This window comes from Microbacterium yannicii PS01 (assembly GCF_000304335.1).
Lineage (GTDB): Bacteria > Actinomycetota > Actinomycetes > Actinomycetales > Microbacteriaceae > Microbacterium > Microbacterium yannicii_A.
Genome location: NZ_CAJF01000014.1, coordinates 45,602 through 69,512, shown reverse-complemented (window position 1 = coordinate 69,512; position 23,911 = coordinate 45,602). Strand labels below are relative to the sequence as shown.

The 23,911-nt window shown below is 70.4% G+C and carries 23 protein-coding genes and 1 pseudogene; 3 read left to right on the top strand and 21 right to left on the bottom strand.

What is annotated here, in order from left to right:
• Window positions 1-112: 112 nt before the first annotated feature.
• The 15 genes and pseudogenes from nusB to WYM_RS19845 form a co-directional block, all read right to left on the bottom strand.
• A complete protein-coding gene (gene nusB / locus WYM_RS09920; protein WP_019180679.1) occupies window positions 113-523 on the bottom strand; it encodes a transcription antitermination factor NusB in 411 nt (136 codons plus the stop codon).
• A 19-nt stretch (window positions 524-542) separates the two neighbouring features.
• The gene (gene efp / locus WYM_RS09915; RefSeq protein ID WP_019180678.1) at window positions 543-1,103 is read right to left on the bottom strand and encodes an elongation factor P; all 561 of its coding nucleotides are present in this window, start codon (window positions 1,101-1,103) and stop codon (window positions 543-545) included.
• A 108-nt stretch (window positions 1,104-1,211) separates the two neighbouring features.
• The gene (locus WYM_RS09910) at window positions 1,212-1,670 is read right to left on the bottom strand and encodes a type II 3-dehydroquinate dehydratase (protein WP_019180677.1); all 459 of its coding nucleotides are present in this window, start codon (window positions 1,668-1,670) and stop codon (window positions 1,212-1,214) included.
• 15 nt (window positions 1,671-1,685) lie between these two features.
• Window positions 1,686-2,219, bottom strand: coding sequence for a GNAT family N-acetyltransferase (locus WYM_RS09905; protein WP_019180676.1), 534 nt, complete (start codon window positions 2,217-2,219; stop codon window positions 1,686-1,688).
• Window positions 2,216-3,292 (bottom strand): 3-dehydroquinate synthase, encoded by a 1,077-nt coding sequence (gene aroB / locus WYM_RS09900; protein WP_019180675.1) that lies wholly within the window; start codon window positions 3,290-3,292, stop codon window positions 2,216-2,218. The genes WYM_RS09905 and aroB overlap by 4 nt, the downstream gene beginning before the upstream one ends.
• Window positions 3,289-3,852, bottom strand: coding sequence for a shikimate kinase (locus tag WYM_RS19855; RefSeq protein ID WP_019180674.1), 564 nt, complete (start codon window positions 3,850-3,852; stop codon window positions 3,289-3,291). The genes aroB and WYM_RS19855 overlap by 4 nt, the downstream gene beginning before the upstream one ends.
• Window positions 3,849-5,075 (bottom strand): chorismate synthase, encoded by a 1,227-nt coding sequence (gene aroC, locus WYM_RS09890; RefSeq protein ID WP_019180673.1) that lies wholly within the window; start codon window positions 5,073-5,075, stop codon window positions 3,849-3,851. Before aroC ends, WYM_RS19855 begins: the two co-directional genes overlap by 4 nt.
• 30 nt (window positions 5,076-5,105) lie before the next feature.
• Window positions 5,106-5,987: a shikimate dehydrogenase gene (locus WYM_RS09885; protein WP_157525058.1), complete on the bottom strand. Its 882-nt coding sequence runs from the start codon at window positions 5,985-5,987 to the stop codon at window positions 5,106-5,108.
• On the bottom strand, window positions 5,951-7,279 hold the full coding sequence (gene mltG / locus WYM_RS09880) for an endolytic transglycosylase MltG (RefSeq protein WP_019180671.1): 1,329 nt from the start codon (window positions 7,277-7,279) through the stop codon (window positions 5,951-5,953). Before mltG ends, WYM_RS09885 begins: the two co-directional genes overlap by 37 nt.
• Entirely contained in the window at window positions 7,257-7,688 is a 432-nt protein-coding gene (locus WYM_RS21945; protein WP_019180670.1) for a hypothetical protein, read from the bottom strand. Before WYM_RS21945 ends, mltG begins: the two co-directional genes overlap by 23 nt.
• 1 nt (window position 7,689) lies before the next feature.
• Window positions 7,690-8,157, bottom strand: a complete 468-nt coding sequence (ruvX, locus tag WYM_RS09870) for a Holliday junction resolvase RuvX (protein WP_019180669.1) — start codon at window positions 8,155-8,157, stop codon at window positions 7,690-7,692.
• Window positions 8,154-10,811, bottom strand: a complete 2,658-nt coding sequence (alaS, locus tag WYM_RS09865; RefSeq protein WP_019180668.1) for an alanine--tRNA ligase — start codon at window positions 10,809-10,811, stop codon at window positions 8,154-8,156. Before alaS ends, ruvX begins: the two co-directional genes overlap by 4 nt.
• Window positions 10,812-10,874: 63 nt before the next feature.
• Window positions 10,875-11,264, bottom strand: a complete 390-nt coding sequence (locus WYM_RS22185) for a hypothetical protein (RefSeq protein ID WP_019180667.1) — start codon at window positions 11,262-11,264, stop codon at window positions 10,875-10,877.
• Window positions 11,265-11,463: 199 nt separating this feature from the next.
• Window positions 11,464-12,093 (bottom strand): 30S ribosomal protein S4, encoded by a 630-nt coding sequence (gene rpsD, locus WYM_RS09855; RefSeq protein ID WP_019180666.1) that lies wholly within the window; start codon window positions 12,091-12,093, stop codon window positions 11,464-11,466.
• Between the two features lie 183 nt (window positions 12,094-12,276).
• A pseudogene (locus tag WYM_RS19845) lies at window positions 12,277-13,571 on the bottom strand (replication-associated recombination protein A).
• 227 nt (window positions 13,572-13,798) lie between these two features.
• On the opposite strand from WYM_RS19845, the gene WYM_RS09845 reads away from it, so the two are divergent.
• The 3 genes from WYM_RS09845 (at window position 13,799) to WYM_RS09835 (ending at window position 16,574) form a co-directional block, all read left to right on the top strand.
• Window positions 13,799-14,122: a hypothetical protein gene (locus WYM_RS09845; protein WP_019180665.1), complete on the top strand. Its 324-nt coding sequence runs from the start codon at window positions 13,799-13,801 to the stop codon at window positions 14,120-14,122.
• 98 nt (window positions 14,123-14,220) lie between these two features.
• Entirely contained in the window at window positions 14,221-15,903 is a 1,683-nt protein-coding gene (locus WYM_RS09840; RefSeq protein WP_019180664.1) for a DUF349 domain-containing protein, read from the top strand.
• A gap of 101 nt (window positions 15,904-16,004) precedes the next feature.
• A complete protein-coding gene (locus tag WYM_RS09835; protein WP_019180663.1) occupies window positions 16,005-16,574 on the top strand; it encodes a hypothetical protein in 570 nt (189 codons plus the stop codon).
• Here the strand turns inward: WYM_RS09835 and WYM_RS09830 are convergent.
• The 6 genes from WYM_RS09830 to ruvA all read right to left on the bottom strand — a co-directional run bounded on the left by WYM_RS09830 (window position 16,544) and on the right by ruvA (window position 23,852).
• On the bottom strand, window positions 16,544-18,793 hold the full coding sequence (locus tag WYM_RS09830) for a RelA/SpoT family protein (protein ID WP_019180662.1): 2,250 nt from the start codon (window positions 18,791-18,793) through the stop codon (window positions 16,544-16,546). The two genes, WYM_RS09835 and WYM_RS09830, sit on opposite strands and share 31 nt — an antisense overlap.
• Before the next feature lie 84 nt (window positions 18,794-18,877).
• Complete coding sequence (gene secF / locus WYM_RS09825; protein WP_019180661.1) at window positions 18,878-19,867, bottom strand: protein translocase subunit SecF; 990 nt, start codon at window positions 19,865-19,867, stop codon at window positions 18,878-18,880.
• Window positions 19,867-21,618: a protein translocase subunit SecD gene (gene secD / locus WYM_RS09820; RefSeq protein ID WP_019180660.1), complete on the bottom strand. Its 1,752-nt coding sequence runs from the start codon at window positions 21,616-21,618 to the stop codon at window positions 19,867-19,869. Before secD ends, secF begins: the two co-directional genes overlap by 1 nt.
• A 45-nt stretch (window positions 21,619-21,663) precedes the next feature.
• Window positions 21,664-22,122, bottom strand: coding sequence for a preprotein translocase subunit YajC (locus tag WYM_RS09815; protein ID WP_019180659.1), 459 nt, complete (start codon window positions 22,120-22,122; stop codon window positions 21,664-21,666).
• Between the two features lie 82 nt (window positions 22,123-22,204).
• Window positions 22,205-23,233 carry a Holliday junction branch migration DNA helicase RuvB gene (gene ruvB / locus WYM_RS09810; RefSeq protein ID WP_019180658.1) on the bottom strand — a complete coding sequence of 343 codons (1,029 nt, stop codon included), beginning with the start codon at window positions 23,231-23,233 and terminating at the stop codon, window positions 22,205-22,207.
• The gene (gene ruvA, locus WYM_RS09805) at window positions 23,226-23,852 is read right to left on the bottom strand and encodes a Holliday junction branch migration protein RuvA (protein ID WP_019180657.1); all 627 of its coding nucleotides are present in this window, start codon (window positions 23,850-23,852) and stop codon (window positions 23,226-23,228) included. Before ruvA ends, ruvB begins: the two co-directional genes overlap by 8 nt.
• Between the last annotated feature and the right edge of the window lie 59 nt (window positions 23,853-23,911).

Genomic DNA, 23,911 nt, shown 5'->3' with positions numbered 1-23,911 from the left:
GGCGCCGCGCTCGTACGCGCCGCCCTCGCCCAGGCGCCGGATGTGGCCGGCGTCGACGAAGGGCGGGGTCACGGGGTCCATCCTCGCAAGACCCGCCGACAGGCGGGGCGGATCAGGACGAGCGCGCGATCCGCGCGAGCACGCCGTGCACGAACGAGCCCGAGTCGTCGGTCGAGAACTCCTTGGCGAGCTCCACGGCCTCGTCGATGGCCACCGCCGCCGGGACCTCGTCGTTGTAGAGGATCTCCCACGTCGCCAGGCGCAGGACCGCACGATCGACGGCGGGCATGCGCGAGAGAGACCAGTCCTTCGCGAAGGTCGTGATCTGCTCGTCGATCGCGTCCCGGTTGTCGATCACGCCGTCGACGATCTCGCGGGCGTACAGCCAGGAGGCCTGACGAGCGGGTTCGTTCGCGGCCCGCTTCGCCTCGGCCGCGAGGATCGTCGCGATCTCGTCGCCGCGGACGTCGGCCTGGAAGAGGATGTCGAGCGCGCGTTTGCGCGCCTTGGTTCGTGCACTCATCTGAAGAGCACTGCCGCGATCAGTTGACGCGACCGAGGTAGTCGCCCGTGCGGGTGTCGACCTTCACCTTGGTGCCGGTCTCGAGGAACAGCGGGACCTGGATCTCGTAGCCGGTCTCGACGGTGGCGGACTTGGTGCCCGCCGAAGAACGGTCGCCCTGGAGACCCGGCTCGGTGTACGTGATCTCGAGCACCACCGAGGCGGGAAGCTCGATGTACAGCGGGTTGCCGTTGTTGAGGGCGATCTGGACCTGCTGGTTCTCGAGCAGGAAGTTCTTCGCGTCGCCCACCGTCGCCGCGCCGACGGTGATCTGGTCGTAGTCGGCGACGTCCATGAAGACGAAGCCGTCGCCGTCGTTGTAGAGGTATGTGAAGTCGCGGCGGTCGACGTTCTCGGTCTCGACCTTCGCGCCGGCGTTGAACGTCTTGTCGACGACCTTGCCGGTCATGACGTTCTTGAGCTTGGTGCGGACGAACGCGCCGCCCTTGCCGGGCTTGACGTGCTGGAACTCCACGACGCTCCAGAGCTGACCGTCGATGTTCAGGACGACGCCGTTCTTGATGTCTGCGGTGGATGCCATGGGTCTGGAGTTTCCGTTTCGTGTGAGGGGCGCGAGCCCGCATGGTCGCGGAGCCAGTCAGAGCGCCGACGTCCGATTCTACGGGATGCCCGATCCGCGTCGGATTCGTCAGCCCTCGCTCTGGCCGGTGATGACGTCGATCAGACGGCCGACGGCGGTGACGTAGCCGGGCACGCCCTCCCCGATCACGTGGACCACCGCGACGTCGGCGACGTACGAGTGGTGGCGGAACGGCTCGCGCTCCCGCACGTCGGAGATGTGCACCTCGGCGACCGGCAGGGCCACAGCCGACAGGGCGTCGCGCAGCACCACCGAGGTGTGCGTGAGACCGGCCGGGTTGATGACGATGCCGGCGCAGTCCGTCCGGGCGTCGTGGATGGCGTCCAGCAGCACGCCTTCATGGTTGCTCTGCACGGCCCGGACGTCGAAGCCGTGTGCGGCCGCGGCGTCGGTGACGAGCTGGACGACGTCGGCGAGGGTCTGCGATCCGTAGATCCCGGGCTCGCGGGTCCCGAGGAGATTGAGGTTCGGTCCGTTGACGAGCAGGAGGCGGTGGGGAACGGTCACGGTGGCACGATACCGCTACAGCGCGCGGGCCATCTCCAGTTCAGGGCCGATCCGGCCGGTGAAGGTCACGCCGGTGGGGACGAAGCCGGCGCGCCGGTAGGCGGCCTGCGCGCGGGCGTTGTCGGCATGGACGTCGAGGGTCAGTCGCGCGATGCCCAGATCGGCGGTCCAGGCGGCCGCGGCGTCGAGCAGGGCGTCGATGAGACCGGATCCGCGCCGATCGGCGCGCACGTAGACCCCGACCACGTCGGCGCGCGTCGTGTACACCGTCCGCCCGGTGTGATCGGTCACGCCCGCCGGCCGGACGAGCACCGTGGCGGTGCCCACCCACTGCCCGTCGATCTCGACGACGAACTGAGCGGCTTCATCTCCCGTGGACGCGTTCGCGGCTCGGACGCGCCAGAACTCGTCGTCGCGGGCGAGCTCTTCGCCGGGGGTCGTCAGGAACGCGATCGGCGCGGCCGGATCTCTCACCGCCTCGATGCGCAGGTCGCGCACGCGCGGCCAGTCCTCGGCGCGCACCCGCCGCACGGTGGCGCCGGTCGTCACCCGGCGACCTCCTGATACGCCGCGAACAGCAGCGATTCGTCGGGCGCCTGCAGCACGGTCGGCTTGGCGATGTCGTCGAGCACGATGAAGCGCAGCATGCCGCCGCGGGTCTTCTTGTCGCGCTGCATCGAGGCGAGCAGCTGCGGCCATGCCCCGGGGCGGTAGCTCGTGGGCAGGCCGAGAGTGTCGAGGATGTCGCGGTGACGCTGGGCCGCGGCATCCGGAAGCCGCCCTGCGAGGCGCGAGAGCTCGGCGGCGAAGACCATGCCCACCGAGATGGCCGCCCCGTGGCGCCAGCGGTAGCGCTCGGCGTGCTCGATGGCGTGCCCGAGGGTGTGGCCGTAGTTGAGGATCTCGCGGAGGCCCGCCTCGCGAAGGTCCTCGCCCACCACCCGCGCCTTCATCTCGATCGCGAGCTCGATGGTGCGCCGGAAGGCGTCACTGCGCGGATCGACGGCCATCTCGGGGTCCGCCTCGACGAGATCGAGGATCTCGGGAGCCCAGATGAAGCCCGCCTTGACGACCTCGGCGTATCCGGCGACGCGCTCGTTGCGCGACAGGCTGTCGAGCAGGTCCAGGTCGCAGATGACCGCACGGGGAGCCCAGAACGCCCCGACCAGGTTCTTGCCCTCGGCCGTGTTGACGCCGGTCTTGCCGCCGACGGCGGCGTCGACCATGCCGAGCACCGTGGTGGGCACCTGCACCACCTCGACGCCGCGCAGCCACGTGGCGGCGACGAACCCGGCCAGATCGGTGACCGCTCCCCCGCCGAAGCCGACGACGGCGTCGGTGCGCGTGAAGTCCGCCTTGCCCATGACCTGCCAGCAGAACGCCGCCACCTCGATGCGCTTGCCCTGCTCGGCGTCGGGGATCTCGGCGAGGAGAACCTCGCGCTCGCCCACGAGCTGCGCACGCAGGCGCTCCGCCTGCTCGGCCAGCGTGGGCGGGTGGATCACGAGCACCTTGCGGGCGGCGGGCGGGAGCGCCTCGCCGACGGTGGACAGGACGCCGCGTCCCACCGTGATGGCGTAGCTCGCGTCTCCGCTGACGCTGATCGTCGTGGCATCCGTCATCGCTGCTCCTCTTGATCGTTCACCGGCTGATCGAGCACCAGTTCTTCGCCCGAGCCCTCGTGCGCCCACTCGACGATCGCGTCGACGACGTTCTGCAGAGGTCCGCTCGAGGTGTCGAAGGTCACGTCGGCGAGCTCCTCGTAGACCGGGCGGCGCGCGTCGTAGATCTCGGCCCAGCGGGCCATCGCGTCGTCGGCCTGCAGCAGCGGGCGGTTGGACTCGCGCACGCGACCGGCGACGACCCGCGCCGAGACCGTGAGCAGCACCACCCGATGGGCAGCCAGATCCGCCCTGGTGGCGGGGTCCATCACGGCGCCGCCGCCGAGGGCGACGACACCGCCGGCGGCGAGACCGTCGACGACCGCGCGTCGCTCGAGGGCTCGGAAGTGCGCCTCGCCGTGCTCGGCGAACAGCCGCTCGATCGGCCCGTGATCGCGCACGACGGCGACATCCGAGTCGTAGAAAGGGATGCCGAGGGCCCGGGCGACCTTCCTGCCGATGCTCGTCTTCCCAGCCCCCATCGGGCCGATCAGGACGATCGCGTGGGGGTGCGGGCTCATACCGGGTCGGCGGCGGCGAGATCGACGTCGCTCGCGGCGGCGGTGCGCAGCTCGTCCGGGATCGCCGCGAGGTAGCCCTCGAGGTTCCGGCGCGTCTCGGCGACGCTGTCGCCGCCGAACTTCTCGAGCACGACCTCGGCGAGGACGATGGCGACCATGGCCTCGGCGACGACACCTGCAGCCGGCACGGCGCAGACGTCGGAGCGCTGGTGGTGGGCGGAGGCCGCGTCGCCGGTGGCGACATCCACTGTGCGCAGCGCCTTGGGGACGGTGGCGATGGGCTTCATGCCGGCGCGGACGCGCAGCACGGTGCCCGTCGACATGCCGCCCTCGGTGCCGCCCGCCTTGTCGCTCGAGCGCGTGATCCCGTCGCCCGCGACATGCAGCTCGTCATGCGCCTGCGAGCCGCGGCGGGTCGTGGTGAGGAAGCCGTCGCCGACCTCGACGCCCTTGATCGCCTGAATGCTCATGAGGGCCTGGGCGAGCTTGGCATCGAGCCGTCGATCCCAGTGCACATGCGAGCCGAGCCCGGGCGGGAGCCCGTACGCGAGCACCTCGACGATGCCGCCGAGCGTGTCGCCGTCCTTGCGAGCCGCGTCGACCTCGGCCACCATCGCCTGACTCGTCGCCGGATCGAAGCAGCGCAGCGGATCGGCGTCGAGTGCATCGACATCGCCGGGCGCGGGCAGGGCGGCGCCTTCGGGCACGCGGACCGGCCCGATCGAGAGTGTGTGGCTCACCAGACGGATGCCGAGCTCGGCCAGGAACGCGCGGGCCAGGGCTCCGAGTGCGACGCGGGCAGCGGTCTCACGTGCGCTCGCGCGCTCGAGGATCGGCCGGGCCTCGTCGAAGCCGTACTTCTGCATGCCCACGAGGTCGGCGTGCCCGGGACGCGGGCGAGTGAGCGCGGCGCCGCGTCCGCGGGAGCGCTCGGTGAGCTCGACCGGCTCGGGGTTCATCACCTCGACCCACTTCGGCCACTCGGTGTTGCCGATCCGCAGTGCGATCGGGCTGCCGAGGCTCGAGCCGTGGACGACGCCGGACGAGATCGTGAGCTCGTCCTCTTCGAACTTCATGCGCGACCCGCGGCCGTAGCCGAGCTTCCGGCGTGCGAGATCGGCCTGGATCGCGGCGCGGGAGATGGGGACGCCTGCGGGCAGGCCCTCCATGACGGCGACGAGTTCGGGGCCGTGCGATTCGCCGGCCGTGAGCACGCGGAGCATTGCTCCAGTCTCCCACGTGCCGGGTGCGCGTTACGCCGCGCGCGGCTCCTCGAGAGCGGCGCGCATGGCCGCGAGGATCCCGGGCTCGTCCGGCAGCGGTGACTCGGCGTCGCCGCTGCGGAAGATCCGGATCTGCAGCACCGCCTGGTGCAGCAGCATCCCGAGCCCCGACCGTGCGGATGATCCGGCGCGGTCCCACGCGGCCGAGAGCGACGTCGGCCAGTGGCCGTAGGCGACGTCGAGGAGCAGACCCCCGGACGCGGCGAGGGCATCGGCTGTGGCGTCCGGCACGAGCGCGTCGCCCGGGAGTGTGGCGACCGTGACCGGCACCTCCGCGTAGGCGGAGGGCAGGAAGGCGGCCGCGCCGACCTGCACGCCCAGGCGCGATCCCAGGTCCATGAGCGGCTCGACCGCCTCGGGACGGCGCGCGACCACCTCGATCTGCTGGGCGCCGAGCTCGGCCAGGGCGACGAGCGCCGAGGTCGCGGTGGCGCCGGCGCCGACGATGCGGGCGCCGGGAATCGCCGTGATGCCGTCGTCGGCGAGGGCGCGCACGATGCCGCCGACGTCGGTGTTGAATCCGCGCGGTCCAGAGGTGTCGAGCAGGAGCGTGTTGACGGCACCGGTGAGCTCGGCGGTCCGGTCGCGCGCGGCCGCGGTGCCGAAGGCGACGGTCTTCAACGGCATCGTCAGCGAGAGCCCGCGCCACGCGTCGTCGAGCCCGGCCAGCTCGGCGGCGAAGGCGGCTTCATCGACGCGGCGCCGGCCGTAGCTCCACTCGAGCCCCAGAACCGCGTAGGCGGCGCCGTGCAGCTGCGGTGAGCGGCTGTGCGCGATCGGGTCGCCCCAGACCTCCAGACGCGTCGCGGCGCGGTTCAGCACCCCGAGTCCGGGTTCTGCTGAGAGCACCACTGCTGCCACTGGTTCACGGCCCGGTTGTGGTCGGCGAGGTTGCTTGTGAAGACCGTCTCGCCCGTGTCGAGGTTGACCGTGACGAAGTACAGCCAGTCGCCGTCCGCAGGGTGCATCGCGGCGTCGATGGCGACGTCGCCGGGATTCGAGATCGGGCCGACGGGCAGGCCGGGGTGCACATAGGTGTTCCACGGGTTGTCGTCGGTGAGCGCCTCTTCGGAGGAGCTGACCGTGCCGTCGTCCTCGCCGATGCCGTACTGCGCCGTCGAGTCCATCTGCAACAGGCCGAAGGTCTCCTGGTTGCTCGGATCGAGGCGGTTCTGGATCACGCGCGAGACTCTCTGCATGTCCTGCTCGTAGCGCGCTTCCCGCTGGATGATCGACGCGATGGTCAGGATCTCCTGGCGGTCCGCCTCGGGCACGCCGGCGGCGTCGAGCGACTGCTTGGCGCGGTCGACGAGGGTCTGGATCGCCGACTGCGCCGTGACGCTTGGGTCGAAGGTGTACGTCGCGGGGAAGAGCCAGCCCTCGAGGCTGTTCGCCGGCACGCCGAAGGCGGCGGGGTCAGCCGCGGCGGCCGTGAACTCCTCCAGGGGGATCCCGGTGCCCTCTGCCAGGCGCTCGAGCGTCCCGTCGACGGTGAATCCCTCGGGGATCTGCGCGGTGAGCTCCATCTTGTTGGCCGGGTCCATCAGCGAGGCGAGGGCCGCCTCGGACGTCATCTGCTTCTGCAGCCTGTAGACGCCCGGCTGGAAGTTCGGGTTCTGTCCCGACTCGATGAGGTAGTCGTAGAACGCGTCCGGCATCTTGGTGACGCCGGCATCGTAGAGCGACTGCGAGATCGGCGAGCCGGTGTCGCCCGATGCGATCGTGACGAAGGTCTCACCGTTCGCGAGACCGTCCTCGTAGTCTTTGGGCTCTTCCCAGCCCATGACCTCGCGGATGCTGTCCTCGTACGTGTTCCACACGTACCAGGCTCCGCCCGCGATTCCGCCCAGGAGGAGGAGCACCACACCCAGCGCGATCCACCCGCCGATACGGCGGCGGCGCTTGTTCTTCGGCGGCGGCGCCGAGCCGATGTGGTCGGTGGACGCGCTGCCGGTGAAGAGGTCTTCGAGCGTCGCTGTCGACGTGCCGCCGGCGGGGCCGCTACGCAGGCCCGGCCCGCCGACGGGGCCGTCGTGCGCGCTGGTGCGGGTGGCCCGCGCATGCCCGGCTGCGGAGACCGCCCCGGCGCCGACCACCGCCCGGGCGTCGTCGGAGTCCCGCTCAGGGTCCGCTGCGGCGTTCACCGGTACGACGGCATTCGCGCCGGTGCGGCTGTAAGGCAGCGCCGGGGGCCTCTCCCGAGACCGCGAAGCTCCACGGATCGTCGATCGGAGTCGATTCGCCGTCCACCTCGCGCGTGGGTCGCGGCGAACGCATCGGCACGGGCTGGAAGCCCTCACCGGGTGCGGCGTCCGTGGTGGGGGTCTTCGAGCTCTCCGGCTGGGTGGGCGTCTGACCGGTGCCGCCGCGAGCGGCGGCTTCCCGCGCTGCGCGCCGAGACAGCGGAGCACCGCCGTTGGTCACCGGGGCCGGCGGCGTCGACCCGCCCGTGTCGCCGGAATCGGGGGCGGTCCGGCCGAGCTGCCGCGACCGGGGATCGGGAAGCTTGCCGTAGAGGTCCGCGAACGGATCCTCTGGCGGTGATTCGGGCATGTTAGGCGGGCTCCTGGGGGATGGGGATTCCGGGCGGCCGGCCGGTGCTCTTCTCGACGTCGAGGGCTTGCTGAAGCAGGACCACCGCGGCGACCTGGTCAACGATGCTACGCGACGAACGCTGGGAGCGCCCGGAACTGCGCAGCGCCGCGTGCGCCGACACCGTCGAGAGCCGCTCGTCGACCAGCCGGACGGGAAGAGCGGATGCCGCCGCCAGCGCCGACGCGAACTCCCGCGCATCCGTGGTCGAGGCGGTGTCCTCGCCCCGGAGATTCATCGGCAGGCCGACGAGCAGCTCGACCGCCGAGTACTCGTTTGCCAGCGCGACGATGCGCGCGACCGCGCTGTCGTCGCGCGCCACCGTCTCCAGCGGCGTGGCCAGCAGTCCGTCGGGGTCGCACCTGGCCACGCCGACGCGAGCCCTGCCCACATCGACGCCGAGCCGCACGCCGCGCCGGAAGCCGCTCACGCGCCGAGCGCGTCCTTCACCGAAGCCAGCGCCGCCGGCAAGGCCGAGGCATCCGTCCCGCCGCCCTGCGCGACGTCGTCACGTCCGCCGCCTCCGCCGCCGAGCACGGCAGCGGCGGTCTTGGCGAGCGGGCCGGCCTTCGCGCCGGCGGCACGCGCGGCGTCGTTGGTCGCGACGATCACCACCGGCCGGCCGTTCACCTCGGCGCCCAGCGCGACCACCGCTGCGTCGGACCCGAGTCGCTCGCGTACCTGCAGAGCGAGCGAGCGCACGTCGTCGGCCGACGAGGCCGCGCCGAGGGATTCCGCGACGAGCGCGGTGCTGCCGACCCTGCTGGCGGAGGCCGCCAAGGCGGGCAGGCGATCGCCGAGGGCCTTGGCCTCGAACGCCGCGATCTTCTTCTCCGCCGCCTTGAGGCTGGCGGTCAGCTCGGCGATGCGAGCCGGAAGCTGCTCGCGGGGGGTCTTGAGCGTCGTGGTGAGCTGCGAGACGAGAGCCCGCTCCGCCGCCAGGGACCGGAAGGCGTCGAGCCCGACCAGGGCCTCGACGCGACGGTTCGACGCACCGACCGAGGACTCGCCGACCAGGTTGATCAGGCCGACCTCGGCGCTCGTCGAGACGTGCGTGCCGGCGCACAGCTCGCGCGACCAGGGCCCGCCGATGTCGACCATGCGGACGGTGTCGCCGTACTTCTCGCCGAACAGCGCCATCGCGCCCAGCGCCTTCGCCTCGTCGAGGGCGAGCACGCGCGTGGTCACCTCGAGGTTGTCGCGCACCGCGTTGTTCGAGATCTCCTCGATCTCGGACCGCGTCGCCTCGGAGAGCGCCTGGCCCCACGTGAAGTCGAAGCGCATGTAGCCGGCGCGGTTGAGCGAGCCGGCCTGCGTCGCGGTCTTGCCGAGCGTGTCGCGCAGTGCCGCATGCACCAGGTGGGTGGCGGAGTGGGCCTGACGGGCCGCACGCCGGTTCGCGGCATCCACGATCGATGTCGCCGGCTGATCGACTGCGACCTCGCCGGTCGTCACCTCGACGGTGTGGCTGATGAGGCCCGGCACGGGCTTCTGCACGTCCAGCACCTCGAGCTCGTACCCGGGCCCGACGATGACGCCCTTGTCGGCGACCTGGCCGCCCGACTCGGCGTACAGCGCGGTCTCGGCGAGGATCACCTCGGCGATCTGCCCGGTGCTCGCGCGGTCGGTCGACACGCCGTCGACGAGGATCCCGAGGACGCGCGACCCGGTCTCGAGATCGGTGTACCCGGTGAAGACGGTCTCGCCCTGAGCGCGCAGGTCGCGGTAGACGCTCGTGTCGGCGAGCTGCCGCTTGCGCGCCTTGGCGTCTGCCTTCGCCCGCGACCGCTGCTCCTGCATGAGCGTGTCGAAGGCGGCTCGATCGACGGTGAGACCCGCCTCTTCGGCGATCTCGAGGGTCAGGTCGATCGGGAATCCGTAGGTGTCGTGGAGCAGGAACGCCTCCGCGCCGGCGATCGAGGTCCCGCCGGACGCCTTGGTCTGCACGAGGGAGTCGTCGAGGATCGACTCGCCCGCCGCGAGGGTGCGCAGGAAGGTCGCCTCCTCCGCGAGCGCATACTGCGAGATCCGAGCCCAGTCCGCCTCTACCTCGGGATAGGCGTCCTTCATCGCGTCGCGGGACGCCGCGAACAGCACGCCGAACGTCGGGCCGTCCACACCGAGAAGCCGCATGGAGCGGATCGCGCGGCGCATGAGGCGGCGCAGGATGTAGCCGCGGCCATCGTTGGAAGGCGTGACGCCGTCGGTCATGAGCATGAGCGAGGACCGGATGTGGTCGGCCACGACGCGGAAGCGCACGTCGTCGTCGTGGTCGGCGCCGTAGGTGCGGCCGCTCAGCTCGACCGCCTTGTCGAGCACCGGCCGCACCTGGTCGGTCTCGTACATGTTGTCGACGCCCTGCTTGAGGAAGGCGATGCGCTCGAGCCCCATGCCGGTGTCGATGTTCTTCGCGGGCAGCTCACCCACCACGTCGAAGTCGTACTTCGACCGGACGTTGGTGATCTCGTACTGCATGAACACGAGGTTCCAGATCTCGACGTACCGGTCGTCGTCGGTCGCCGGACCGCCGTCGATGCCGTACTCCGGACCGCGGTCGAAGAAGATCTCCGAGCAGGGTCCGGCGGGGCCCGGAAGCCCTGTGCTCCAGTAGTTCGTGTCTTTGCCGAGGCGCTGGATGCGCTCCTCGGGAAGAGACGAGAGGCTCAGCCAGAGGTCGCGCGCCTCGTCGTCGTCCTCGTACACCGTGACCCACAGGTCCTTCGGGTCGAACCCGAGTCCGCCGTCCGCCTCGGGCGTCGTGAGAAGCTGCCACGCGAAGCGGATCGCGCCCTCTTTGAAGTAATCGCCGAACGACCAGTTGCCCAGCATCTGGAAGAAGGTGCCGTGACGAGGCGTCTTGCCGACCTCTTCGATGTCGTTGGTGCGGATGCACTTCTGGTTGTCGGCGGCGCGCGCGTACGGAGCGGGGACGTCGCCCGACAGGTAGGGGATGAAGGGCACCATGCCCGCGACGGTGAACAGCAGCGCCGGGTCGTCGGTCACGAGCGACGCCGAGGGCACGATCGTGTGGCCGTTCTTCTCGAAGTAGTCGAGGAAGCGCTGGGCGATCTCGGCGGTCTTCATTCGGGATCCTCGCAGATGCGCGGTCCACTCCCCCGGGTGCGCCGGGGAGGGCGGCTCGCTGGGTCAGTCGGTGAGCTTGGGGGTGCCGTCTGCGGCCGGGGCGGCGGCCTCGGCGGTGGAGTCGGATGCCGAAGGCCGGGCGGGTGCGTCGGCGTCGGCGTCATCGAGCTTCGAGGCCGCGGCATTCACGGCGTCCGCCGCGCCGGCCACGACGTCGGCTGCGGTGGCCTTGGCGGCGCTGGCGGCATGGGTCGCGGCATCCTTCACATCGTCGACGATGCCGGCGAAGCGTGCCTCCTGCTCGCGATACGCGTCACCGATGCGGTCGGTGAACTCGGTGATCCGGGCGTCCACCTCGGCGAGCACCTCGTGACCGCGCGGGTCCTTGTTGACCAGGTGCGCCAGGACGAAACCGCCGGCGATGCCGAACACGAACCAGAACAGGTTCTTCATGTCACCACTCCTCGCGGGCCGCCGGGCGCGGCATCCCTCCATCGTAGGGCGAAACCGGCCGGTGCACGCGGAACGACGAAGGGCGCCGGGTCTCCCCGGCGCCCTTCGGCGGCGCTGAGCGCGCCGTGCTTGTTCCGCGGCGCTTTATCGCGCTGTGCTCTTCAGGACGCAGCGCTGTCGCGCGACCACGCTGCGGCGCTTAGCGCGCTGCGTAGTACTCGACGACCAGCTGGACGTCGCAGACGACCGGAACCTCGGCGCGCTTGGGGCGACGCACGAGACGGGCCTGGAGCTTGTCGAGCTCGACCTCGAGGTAGCCCGGAACAGGGGGCAGCACGTCGGCGTGACCGCCGGCGGCAGCGACCTGGAAGGGCTCGAGGCCCTCGCTCTTGGCCTTGACGTGGATGACCTGACCCGGCTTCACGCGGAACGACGGGCGGTCGACGAGCTGGCCGTCCACGAGGATGTGGCGGTGCACGACGAGCTGGCGCGCCTGCGCGGTGGTGCGGGCGAAGCCGGAGCGGACGACGAGAGCGTCCAGACGCATCTCGAGCTGCTCGACCAGGTTCTCACCGGTCAGGCCCTGGGTGCGGCGGGCCTCATTGAACTGGATGCGCAGCTGCTTCTCGCGGATGCCGTACTGCTCGCGCAGACGCTGCTTCTCGCGGAGGCGGACGGCGTAGTCGCTGTCCTGCTTGCGCTTGGTGCGGCCGTGCTCGCCCGGAGCGTAGGGACGCTTCTCGAGGTACTTGGCTGCCTTGGGGGTCAGTGCGACGCCGAGGGCGCGCGAGAGACGCACCTTGCGGCGGTCCTGGGACTTCGTTGCCACGAAGTGTTCCTTTCGATGACGCTGCCGTGTCTTTCACGGCTCGCGGACGTATCGCCTGTCTTCGCCCTGTCCGGACTGCACGCCGGGGCATGCCGGAAGGTGGTGAAGAAGAGAGGGGATGCCCGAAAACTCCGTTTCGAGCCCGTCAAGTCTATCAGAGCCCCCGTTCCGGTTCCGCGGGCGTCACTTCCCGTCCAGAATCCGCCGGATCTTCTCGAGCCGCGCCTGCACGTCGCGCTCGGCGCCGAGCGCCTTCGGCTCGTAGTAGCGACGTCCCCGAAGCTCGTCGGGCAGGTACTGCTGCGCGGCGATGCCGATCTCGGCGTCGTGCGGATACACATACCCCTTGCCGTGACCGAGTCGCTTCGCTCCGGCATAGTGCGCGTCGCGCAGGTGGATCGGCACGCGCCCGAAGCCGCCCGCTCGCACGTCGGCGATGGCGGCGTCGATCGCGCGGTACGCGGCGTTCGATTTCGCGGTCGTCGCCAGGTATGCCGTCGCCTCGGCCAGCGGGATCCGGCCCTCCGGCATCCCGATGAACTGCACGGCGTCGGCCGCCGCGACCGCCAGCGGCAGCGCCTGCGGGTCGGCCAGCCCGATGTCTTCCGCCGCCGAGATGATCAGGCGGCGCGCGATGAAGCGCGGGTCCTCCCCCGCTTCGATCATGCGCGCGAGATAGTGCAGTGCGGCGTCGACATCGGATCCGCGGATCGACTTGATGAACGCGCTGATGACGTCGTAGTGCTCGTCGCCCTGACGGTCGTACCGCAGCAGCGCGCGGTCGACGGCCTGCGCCACGTGCTCGGGGGTGATCTCGGGTGCGGCATCGGCATCCGCTTCGTCGTCCTCGATCGGGACGGCGAGGGATGCCGCGGCCTCGAGAGCGGTGAGTGCTCGACGCGCATCGCCCGACGCCAGGCGCACCAGTGCGTCGCGCGCCTCATCGCCGATGGTGACGGCGCCGGCCAGCCCGCGCGGGTCGGCCACGGCGCGATCGACGAGCATGCGCAGGTCGTCGTCGGTGAGGGGCTTGAGGGTCAGCAGAAGCGACCGGGAGAGCAGCGGGGACACTACGGAGAACGACGGGTTCTCGGTGGTGGCGGCGATCAGCACCACCCAGCCGTTCTCGACCCCCGGAAGCAGGGCGTCCTGCTGAGCCTTCGTGAATCGGTGGATCTCGTCGAGGAACAGGATCGTGGACTGCCCGTACAGGTCGCGCTGGGTCAGCGCCTCCTGCATCACCTCCCGCACGTCGCGGGCACTCCGGCGGTGACTGCCGAGAGCTCCACGAACCTCCGGCCCGAGGAGCGGGCGATCGCCTGGGCGAGCGTGGTCTTGCCCGTGCCCGGCGGGCCCCACAGGATGACCGACGTGCCGGCGCGGGCCGAGGCATCCGGATCCGCCAGCGTCACCAGCGGCGAGCCGGCGCGCAGCAGGTGCGATTGGCCCGCCACCTCGTCGAGGGAAGTCGGACGCATCCGGACGGCGAGGGGCGTCTGGCCCTGGAACAACGCGGTCTGTGGGCCCACGGTCCCGGAGGCTCCGCGCGACGCGCCAGCGGCGCGTGGAGAGGGCGCGGGGACAGTCACGATTCCAGGCTATCCCCCGGGCCCGACGCGGGGCCGAGCGCCGAGGTTTGGTCGCCGTGACGCCCGCCGCATAGGATCAACCCGGCCCGGGCTCGGACCCGGACGAAGGAGGCCTCGTGGCGGTCGGTGGCAAGGATCGCAAGGATCGCGATGCACGTGCGGAGCGCGAGCGCGCGCGCCTCTATCAGGCGCGACGGCAGTTCCACGACGGTCAGGCACGGCGTCGCACCCGCGACAATCTGATCGCCGGCGTCGCCGGTGGGATCCTCGTCCTGGGCCTCGTCGCCGCGCAGACCGCGTACTTCGTGGCGGGACCCGGCATGCCCGAGCCCACTCCCACCTCGACGCCCACGCCGACGGGCACCACCCCGGCGCCGTCGGGCACACCGGAGCCCACCACCTCACCGGCTCCTGAGACGACCCCGGTGCCCACTCCCTGACCCGCGGAACGGCATCGGAGCGGGAGCATCGGCCGTACTAGGCTGGGGAACCGTCCTACTCCCCCACAGGCGGCGAGAGCCGCGATGAGGTGCATTCCGTGACTGCCGCAGCAGAGTCCTACCCCGAGAACGCCGCTCCCGAGAGCGCCGTGGCCGACGAGTCCGAGGCGATCAGCGCCGACGCCGACGTGACCGACGCGCCCGTGCCCGAGGTCGCGCCTGACGCAGAGCCGGCTCCCGCCGAAGAGGCGGCGCCCGCCGAGCCGGCAGCTCCTGTCGAAGGACCGGAGGCTTCCGCTGAGGGGGCCGCTCCTCCCGCCGACGAAGCTGCCGCCTCCGCCGACGAAGCTGCCGCCTCCACCGACGAAGCTGCCGCCTCCACAGACGAAGCTGCCGCCTCCGCCGACGTGGCCGCGGACGCCGCTGCGGAGGGCGCCGATTCGACGGAGGCGAGCGCCGACGAGACCTCCGCTGCGACGCCCGCGCCGGCCCCATCGCCGATCCCGCGCCCGACGCCGCGACCGCGACCGGGGTCCGCCGTCGCCGCCGCGCCGGCCGGAGAGCCCTGGGGACGCGTCGAGGACGACGGCACCGTGTCCGTCCGCGAGGCGGACGGGTGGCGCGTGGTCGGACAGTTCCCGGACGGCTCCAAGGAGGAGGCTCTCGCCTACTTCGAGCGCAAGTACGCGGACCTCGCCAGCGAGGTCACCCTTCTCGAGGTCCGTCACCGCCGTGGCGGCGCCTCCGCGGCAGACCTGCGTGCCACCGCCCGCACGATCAGCGGCAAGCTCGAAGGTGCCGCCGCCGTCGGCGACCTCGCGGGTCTGGTCGCACGCATCGCCGCCCTCAGCGAGACACTCAACGAGGCCTCCGCGAGCGAGGCCGCTGCCGCTCGGGAAGCCGTCGACGAGGCGGTGCGCGCGCGCACCGAGCTGGTCGAGAAGGCTGAGGCACTGGCGGCGCGTGATCCGCGCAGCGTGCAGTGGAAGCAGGCGACGGTCGAGCTGAACACGCTCTTCGACCAGTGGCAGGCGCAGCAGCAGAACGGCCCGCGCCTTCCGAAGTCGACCGCCCAGCAGCTCTGGAAGCGATTCCGCGACGCGCGGGCGACCGTCGACAAGCACCGCCGGGCGTTCTACGCAGAGCTCGACGAGGCGCACAAGGGCGTCCGCGACCGTAAGACCCAGCTCGTCGAGAAGGCTGAGGCGCTCGCGCCCAAGGGCGAGGACGGCATCCCCGCCTATCGCGAGCTTCTCGACCAGTGGAAGTCGGCCGGCCGCGCCGGCAAGAAGGTCGATGACGCGCTGTGGGCGCGATTCAAGGCCGCCGGCGACGCGCTGTACGGCGCGCGGATCGAACGTGAGACGGCGGATGCCGAGGCCTCTCGCGAGAAGATCGACGCCAAGCGAGCGCTGCTCGAAGAGGCGAAAGCCGTCGCCGATGAGCGCGAGGTCTCGAAGGCGCGGAGCGTCCTCACCGGAATCCAGCGGCGCTGGGACGAGATCGGCCGCATCTTCCCGCGTGACGCGGAGCGGTCGCTCGACGACGAGCTGCGCAAGATCGAGCAGGCTCTGCGCACCCGCGAGGACGCCGACTGGAAGCGCAACGACCCCGAGACGAAGGCGCGCGCGAACGACATGACGCGCCAGCTCCAGGACGCGATCGAGAAGCTCGAGGACGAACTCGAAGCTGCCAAGAAGACGGGCAACGCGAAGGCGATCCGGGATGCGACCGACGCGCTCGAGGCGCGCCGGTCGTGGCTCAAGGCCCTCGGCGGCTGAGGGGCGCACGCAGCGGCACACCTGGGCGTGTGCAGTGGGGGTTCTCCACAGACCGGGCGTCCCGGCATCCGTCGGCGTCCGGCGTCGGGCACACTTCCCCCATGGCGTCTCCGTTCCTGTATTTCGCCGACGACCGGCTCTCGCGTGCCGAGCTGTCGGCCGCATGCCTCGACGGCGACCTCGTGGAGCTCGGCGAGGCGTACATCCCCGCGGACGCGGTCGAGACGGCGGCGCTGCGCGCGGGATCCCTGCTGCGCACGCTGGGCGACACGCTCGCGGCCACCCACCTGACGGCCGCATGGATCCACGGCGCGCTGCCGACGCCGCCGAGCCGGCACACCGTGCAGCGCGCGGTCGCCCGGCGCCTGCATGTCGTTCCGGACCGCCAGCTCGTCTACCGCGACCTTGCGATCGCCCCGGGCGATCTGCACATTCTGGGCGGTGTGCGTGTCACCTCTCCCGTCCGCACCATGGTCGACCTCGCCCGGGTCGACGACGTCCCGCACGCCCGCGCAGCGCTCCTGCTGGCGGCGACGCACCCGGACGCCGTGCCTCAGGCGATCGCGGCGCTGGACGCCGGGGCGCTTCCGCACAAGCGCCGTGCGCTCGCATTCCTCCGCGGCGCCGTGCTCTCGTCAGCTCAGGACGAGGTGACCCGGTACACGTCGTAGACGGCGTCGATGCGCCGGACCGCGTTGAGGACGCGATCCAGGTGGACGATGTCGCCCATCTCGAAGACGAAGCGGCTCAGTGCCAGCCGGTCGTTCGTCGTGGACACCGAGGCCGAGAGGATGTTGACGTGGTGCTCGCTGAGCACGCGGGTCACGTCGCTCAGCAGGCCTGAGCGGTCGAGCGCCTCGACCTGGATCTGCACGAGGAAGATGCTCTTCGTCGTCGGGGCCCACTCGACGTCGATCAGGCGCTCGGAGTCCTGCATGAGCGACTTCACGTTGGTGCAGTCGCCGCGGTGGACCGAGACACCGCTGCCGCGCGTGACGAACCCCACGATCTCATCTCCGGGCACCGGCGTGCAGCATTTCGCGAGCTTTACGAGGATGTCGGGTGCACCGCGCACCAGCACGCCCGAGTCGCCGGAGCGGGAGGCCCGCGCACGACCGACGGCGGGAAGATCGATCGGACCGGTCGCCGTGTCGTTCGCCGCCACGAGTGCGGTGACCTTCTCGATGACGGACTGCGTCGACACGTGCCCCTCGCCGACGGCGGCGTAGAGCGCCGAGACGTCCTCGTAGCGGAGCTGGTGGGCGACCTCTGAGAACGAGTCCTGGCTCATCAAGCGCTGCAGCGGCAGGTTCTGGCGGCGCATCGCCCGGGCGATCGCCTCCTTGCCCTGCTCTACCGCCTCTTCGCGTCGCTCCTTGGTGAACCAGCCGCGGATCTTGTTGCGCGCCCTGGTGCTCTTGACGAATCCGAGCCAGTCCTGGCTCGGGCCGGCATCGGGGTTCTTCGATGTGAAGACCTCGACGACGTCGCCGCTCTTGAGCTCGGACTCCAGCGGCACGAGCCGGCCGTTGACCTTCGCCCCCATGGTGCGGTGCCCCACCTCGGTGTGCACGGCATAGGCGAAGTCGACCGGCGTGGCGCTGGCGGGAAGACCGATGACGCGGCCCTTGGGCGTGAAGACGTAGACCTCTTTGGCGCCGATCTCGAAGCGCAGCGAGTCGAGGAACTCCCCCGGGTCGGCCGTCTCGGCCTGCCAGTCCGAGATGTGCGCGAGCCATGCCATGTCGGTGTCGACGGACTTCGCGTCCGTCTTGCCGCCGTTCATCCGCTCCTTGTACTTCCAGTGCGCCGCCACGCCGTACTCGGCCTGCTGGTGCATCTCGTTGGTGCGGATCTGGATCTCGACCGTGCGGCCCCCCGGACCGATGACGGTCGTGTGCAGGGACTGGTACAGATTGAACTTCGGCGTCGCGATGTAGTCCTTGAATCGGCCGGGCAGCGGCGTCCACCGCGCGTGGATCGCGCCGAGGACGGCGTAGCAGTCGCGGACGCTTCCGACCATGATGCGGATGCCGATGAGGTCGTAGATGTCATCGAACTCGCGGCCGCGCACGACCATCTTCTGGTAGACGGAGTACAGCTGCTTCGGGCGGCCCATCACGCGTCCGCGGATGCGCAGCTCACGAAGATCGGCGTCGACGGCCTCGATCACGTTGTGCACGTACTGCTCGCGCTGCGGCGTGCGCTGTTTGACGAGACTGTCGATCTCGGCGTAGAGCTTGGGGTGCAGCACCGCGAAGGACAGGTCCTCCAGCTCCGACTTGATCGCCTGGATACCGAGTCGATGCGCCAGCGGGGCGTAGATCTCGAGCGTCTCGGTCGCCTTCTTGCGCGCCTTCTCCGGCGGGACGAAGCCCCACGTGCGGGCGTTGTGGAGACGATCGGCGAGCTTGATGAGCAGCACGCGGATGTCGCGGGACATCGCGACGATCATCTTCCGGACCGTCTCGGCCTGCGCGCTCTCGCCGTACTTGACCTTGTCGAGCTTGGTGACGCCGTCGACGAGCATCGCGACCTCGTCGCCGAACTCGGCCGTCAGGGTCTCGAGCGAGTACTGCGTGTCCTCGACGGTGTCGTGCAGCAGCGCGGCAGCGATCGCGCGGGGTCCGAGCCCCAGATCGGCGAGGATCTGCGCGACCGCGAGCGGGTGCGTGATGTACGGCTCGCCACTCTGCCGCGCCTGACCGCTGTGTGCGCCCTCCGCCACCGAGTACGCCCGCTCGATGATCGAGAGGTCGCCCTTGGGATGATGGGTGCGGACCGTTCGCAGGAGCTGCTCGACGTCATCGCGTCGGGCCGAGCGGGAGAAGATGCGCGGAACGAGGCGGCGCAGCGACGAGGTCTGGGCGGGGGGAACGGTCTCTGCCATCCGATCGCCTCCCTCCCCTGGACCCACCAATCCTACGCCCGCGCGGCAGGCCCCTTGACCGGGGGCCTGCCGCGCAGAAGACGGCTATGCGGGCGTGCCGGCGAGCTCGCGCGCCTCGACGACGCGCTGGTCGCGCGTCTTGATGCCGGACTCGTTCTCGCGAAGCAGGGAGTACAGCGGGGCCGCGACGAAGATCGTCGAGTACGCCGCGACGATCGTGCCGACGAAGATCGACAGCGACAGGTCGGTCAGCGTCTGAGCGCCGACCCACAGCAGACCGATGAACAGGATCGCGCCGGTGGGCAGGATGGCGACCACCGTCGTGTTGATCGACCGCACGAGCGTCTGGTTCACCGCGAGGTTGACCGACTCGCCGAACGTGCGGCCGGAGACCTCGCCGTCCTCGCTCGTGTTCTCCCTGATCTTGTCGAAGACGACCGTGGTGTCGTACAGGGCGTACGAGAGGATCGTCAGGAAGCCGATCACCGCGGCCGGGGAGATCTCGAACCCGAACAGCGCGTACACGCCGATCGTGATCACGAGCACGTCGACCAGACCGATGATCGCCGACACCGACATCTTCCACGTCCGGAAGTACAGCGCCAGGATCAGGAAGGTGAGGGCGAGGAAGATCGCCAGGCCCCACAGCGAGGTGCGCGTGACGTCGGATCCCCAGCTGGGGCCGATGAACGAGTAGCTCACCTCGCTGGCCGGCACGTCGTACGCCTCGGCCAGGGCCGCCGAGACCTCGCGGCTCTCGGCATCCGTCACCTGATCGGTCTGCACGCGCACGGCGTCGTCGCCGATCGTGACGACCTTCGTCGTCGCGTCGGGGACGACCGACTGCACGGCTTCGGTCGCGATGAGCTGATCGGTCTCCGCCACGCCGTTCACCGTGAACTGCGACCCGCCGGTGAACTCGATCGAGAACTGGATGGGACGGATGAGGGGCACCAGTGCCGAGCCGATCACGAGGACGGCGGCGATGAGGAACCACAGCTTGCGGCGTCCGACGAAGGGGAACGACGTCTTGCCGGTGTAGAGGTCGTTGCCGAGCTGACCCATGGAGCGCATCAGTCGTCACCCTTCTTGGCGGTCGTGCCCGGTTTCGCCGCGGCGGACTTGGATCCGTCGCCCGCAGCCGCCGCGAGCTCGGCCTGCTTGCGCTCGGCGATCGTCTGGCGTCGTGCGGCCTCGCCGCGCGACTTCACGGCGCGGCGACCGGCGGCCGTCGTGGCGGCGGCCGGAACGGGGGCGCGGAATTGCGCGCGACCGCGATACACCGCACCGAGCGCCGTCGGATCCAGCCCCGAGAGCGGATGCCCCGACCCGAAGAAGCGTGTGCGGGCGAGAAGCTGCATCACCGGGTGCGTGAAGAGGATGAAGATCAGCACGTCGATCGCGGTCGTCAGACCCAGGGTGAAGGCGAAGCCCTTCACCGTCGAGTCGGCGAGGATGTACAGCACGACGGCGGCCAGGATGTTGATCGACTTGGAGATGTAGATCGTGCGCTTGGCGCGGCCCCAGCCGTCCTCGACGGCGCTCGTGATCGACTTGCCGTCGCGGAGCTCGTCGCGGATGCGCTCGAAGTACACGATGAACGAGTCCGCCGTGAAGCCGATCGTGACGATCAGACCGGCGACACCGGCCAGCGACAGGCGGAATCCCATGCGCCACGCCAGGATGCAGAGCGTCACGTACGTCAGCACGGCCATCACCACGAGCGATGCGATGATCACGAACCCGAGAGCGCGGTAGACGATGAGCGAATAGAGGGCGACGAGCGCGAGTCCGATCAGGCCGGCGATGAGACCGATCTGGAGCTGCTGCGAGCCGAGCGTGGCGGAGATCGAGTTGGAGCTCTCCACGGTGAAGCTCAGCGGCAGCGCGCCGTACTTGAGCTGATCCGCGAGGACCTTCGCCGACTCCTGCGTGAAGCTTCCGGTGATGCTGGGCTTGCCGTCGAGGATCACGCCGTTCATCGACGGAGCCGACAGCACGTAGCCGTCGAGCACGAAGGCGAACTGGTTCAGGGGCGGGTCGGCGCCGTAGAGGCGCTGGCTGATCTCGCCGAAGGTCTGAGTCCCCTCCGAGTCGAAGGCGAGGTTCACCGACCACTGGTTGTTGGTGGTCTGCAGACCGAAGGTCGCGTCGTCGATGGACGACCCGTCCAGCTCGACCGGCCCGAGGATGTACTTGATGGAGCTGTCGGCCTCGCACGTGACGAGCGGCTGATCGGCCGGCGCGTTCGCCGGGTCGTTGCTCGGGTCCTCGCAGTCGTACGCGAGGAACTCGGCGTACAGCCGGTCGGTGATCCAGGCCGGGTCGCTGGCATCCGTCGGCTCGGCGGTCGGCGTGGCGTTCAGAGCCGGATCCGGCGTCGGATACGGCGTGGCCGTGCCGTCCTCGCCGACGAAGGTGTTGGCGGGCTCGCCCGCGAGGAGCACCGCGCGCAACTGCAGCTGCGCGGAGGCCTCGATGCGGTTGCGCGTCTCCTCGTCCGCCTGGCCGGGGATCTGCACGACGATCTGATTGCCGCCCTGCGTCGTCACGTCCGCTTCGCCGACGCCCGAGGCGTCCACTCGCTGGCGGATGATCGTGACGGCCTGCTGCATCTGCTCGGCACCGGGCTCGGCGCCGTCCTCGGTCTGCGCCTCGAGCACGATCTGCGTGCCGCCCTGCAGGTCGAGCGCCAGCTCGGGCACCCAGGTGCTGCCCTTGAACACGTAGACGCCGAGGGCGTTGATGCCGAACAGCACGGCGGTGATGGCGAGAAGGCCGATGAGCGCGCGCCACGCATGCCGGACGGGAGTGGATGTCGCCACGTCTTCGCTTTCTGGAGATGCCCTCGCGGGCGGTCGGTCAGACGATCAGTCGCGAGACTTCGAGCCGGGCTCGGCGTCCGGGTCGATCTCGTCCTTACGGGTCGCGTGGTGATCGTCGCTGATCGACGTGATGTCGCCGTTGGCGACACCCTCGGCGTACTCGGCGTGGCTCTCCTCGGCGGCGAGGAACTCGTCCTCGGTGACAGTGCCGGTGGTCGGCTCGACGATGCGGAGGATGGCCTGGCTGTGGACCTTGATCTCGACACCGGGCGCGAGCTCGACGATGGCCGGCTGGTCCAGGTTGTCGGGGTCGTAGGCCACGATCGTGCCGTACAGACCGCCCTGCAGCAGCACCTCGGCCCCGGGCACGGTCTGACGGGCCTTCGCCTCCTGCTCGAGCTTCTGCTTCTGCATCCGGCGGCGCGAGCTCCAGAACATGAAGACGAGGAGCACGACCAGAAGGATGATGAGGCCGTAGTTGCTCAAGAAGGCAGCGATGTCCATGGAGGCGAGAGACCTTTCGGGTCAGGCACGCGCCAGGGCGGCGCTGCCTTGCAAGAGGGAGGTGGGCGAAAGCCTCCAGCGATTATAGGTCATCGAATCCCAGCACCGATTCGGCCGAGGCGACCCCGAGGTGCGCGTACGCCTCGGGCATGGCCACGCGGCCGCGCGGGGTGCGTCCGATGAACCCGATGCGCACGAGGTACGGCTCGACGACCGACTCGATCGTGTCGGCCTCTTCACCGACCGTCACCGCGAGGGTGCCGAGTCCGACCGGACCGCCACGGAAACGACGGACGAGCGCGTCCAGGACGGCCCGGTCGAGCCGATCCAGGCCGATGGCGTCGACGTCGTACAGGTCGAGCGCGGCGTCGACGATCGCCGCGTCGGCGGCTCGGCCGTTGCCATGCACGATGCTGTAGTCGCGCACACGGCGCAGGAGCCGGTTCGCGATCCGTGGCGTGCCGCGTGAACGCCGCGCGATCTCGGCCCGCGGTCCGGGTGGGACGGAGACGCCCAGCATCGCCGCGGAGCGCTCGATGACCCGCTCGAGCTCTTCGGGCTCGTAGTACTCGAGATGGGCGGTGAACCCGAACCGGTCGCGGAGCGGGTTGGGAAGCATCCCCGAGCGCGTCGTGGCGCCCACGAGGGTGAACGGCGCGAGATCGAGGGGGATGCTCGTCGCCCCCGCCCCCTTGCCGACCATGATGTCGATCCGGAAATCCTCCATGGCGAGGTACAGCATCTCTTCGGCCGACCGCGCCATCCGGTGCACCTCGTCGATGAACAGCACCTCGCCCGGAGTGAGGCTCGAAAGGAGGGCGGCCAGGTCTCCGGCGTGCTGGATCGCCGGCCCGCTCGACAGCCGCAGCGGACGGTTGCTCTCGTGCGCGACGATCATCGCCAGCGTCGTCTTGCCGAGCCCCGGAGGACCCGAGAGGAGGATGTGGTCGGCGGGGCGCTGCTGGATGCGGGCGGCATCGAGCAGCAGCTGCAGCTGGCCGCGCACCTTCTGCTGGCCGACGAATTCGGCGAGCGAGGCCGGGCGGAGCGCCCCCTCGATCGCGAGCTCGGTCTCGTCGACGGGCTCGGCCGTCTCGCGGACGTCAGCCACGCACCGGCTCCTTCCGTGCCGGGCCGAGCGCGGCCAGCGTCAGCCGGAGCAGGGCGGGAACGGAGCCGCGATCGTGGTCCGGGGCGTCGGCCGCGGCGTCCTCGACGGCCTCGGCCGCGACGCGCTCGGACCAGCCGAGACCGACGAGGGCCTGCACGACCTGGGCCGGCACGGAGGCGGCGGCACCGGCATCCGCTCCCCCGCTCACCGCGGTGCGCGTCGCCGCGATCTTGCCGGTGAGCTGGACCACGATGAGCTTGGCCGTCTTGGGCCCGATGCCCGAGACCCGCCGGAACGGCGCGTCGTCGTCGGCTTCGACGGCATCGGCGATCTGCGGGACCGTGAGCGTCGCGAGAACGCCCAGAGCCGACTTGGGGCCGACGCCCGTCACTCCGAGAAGCTGCGAGAAGACCGCCAGCTCTTCGCGCGATTCGAAGCCGAAGAGGGACAGGGCGTCTTCGCGGACGATGAGCGTGGTGTGGAGCAGCACCTGCTCCCCGACGTGGGTGGCGCGCGCCACCTGAGGGGTGACGGCAACATGAAGGCCCACGCCCCCGACCTCGACGACGACCGAGTCGGCATCGACATGCACGGCGGTGCCCCGGACTGACGAGATCATGCGATCAGCCTACGAGTCGGTTCGGACGTTTGTTCGAGCGACACGCGTGGGAGGCGTCG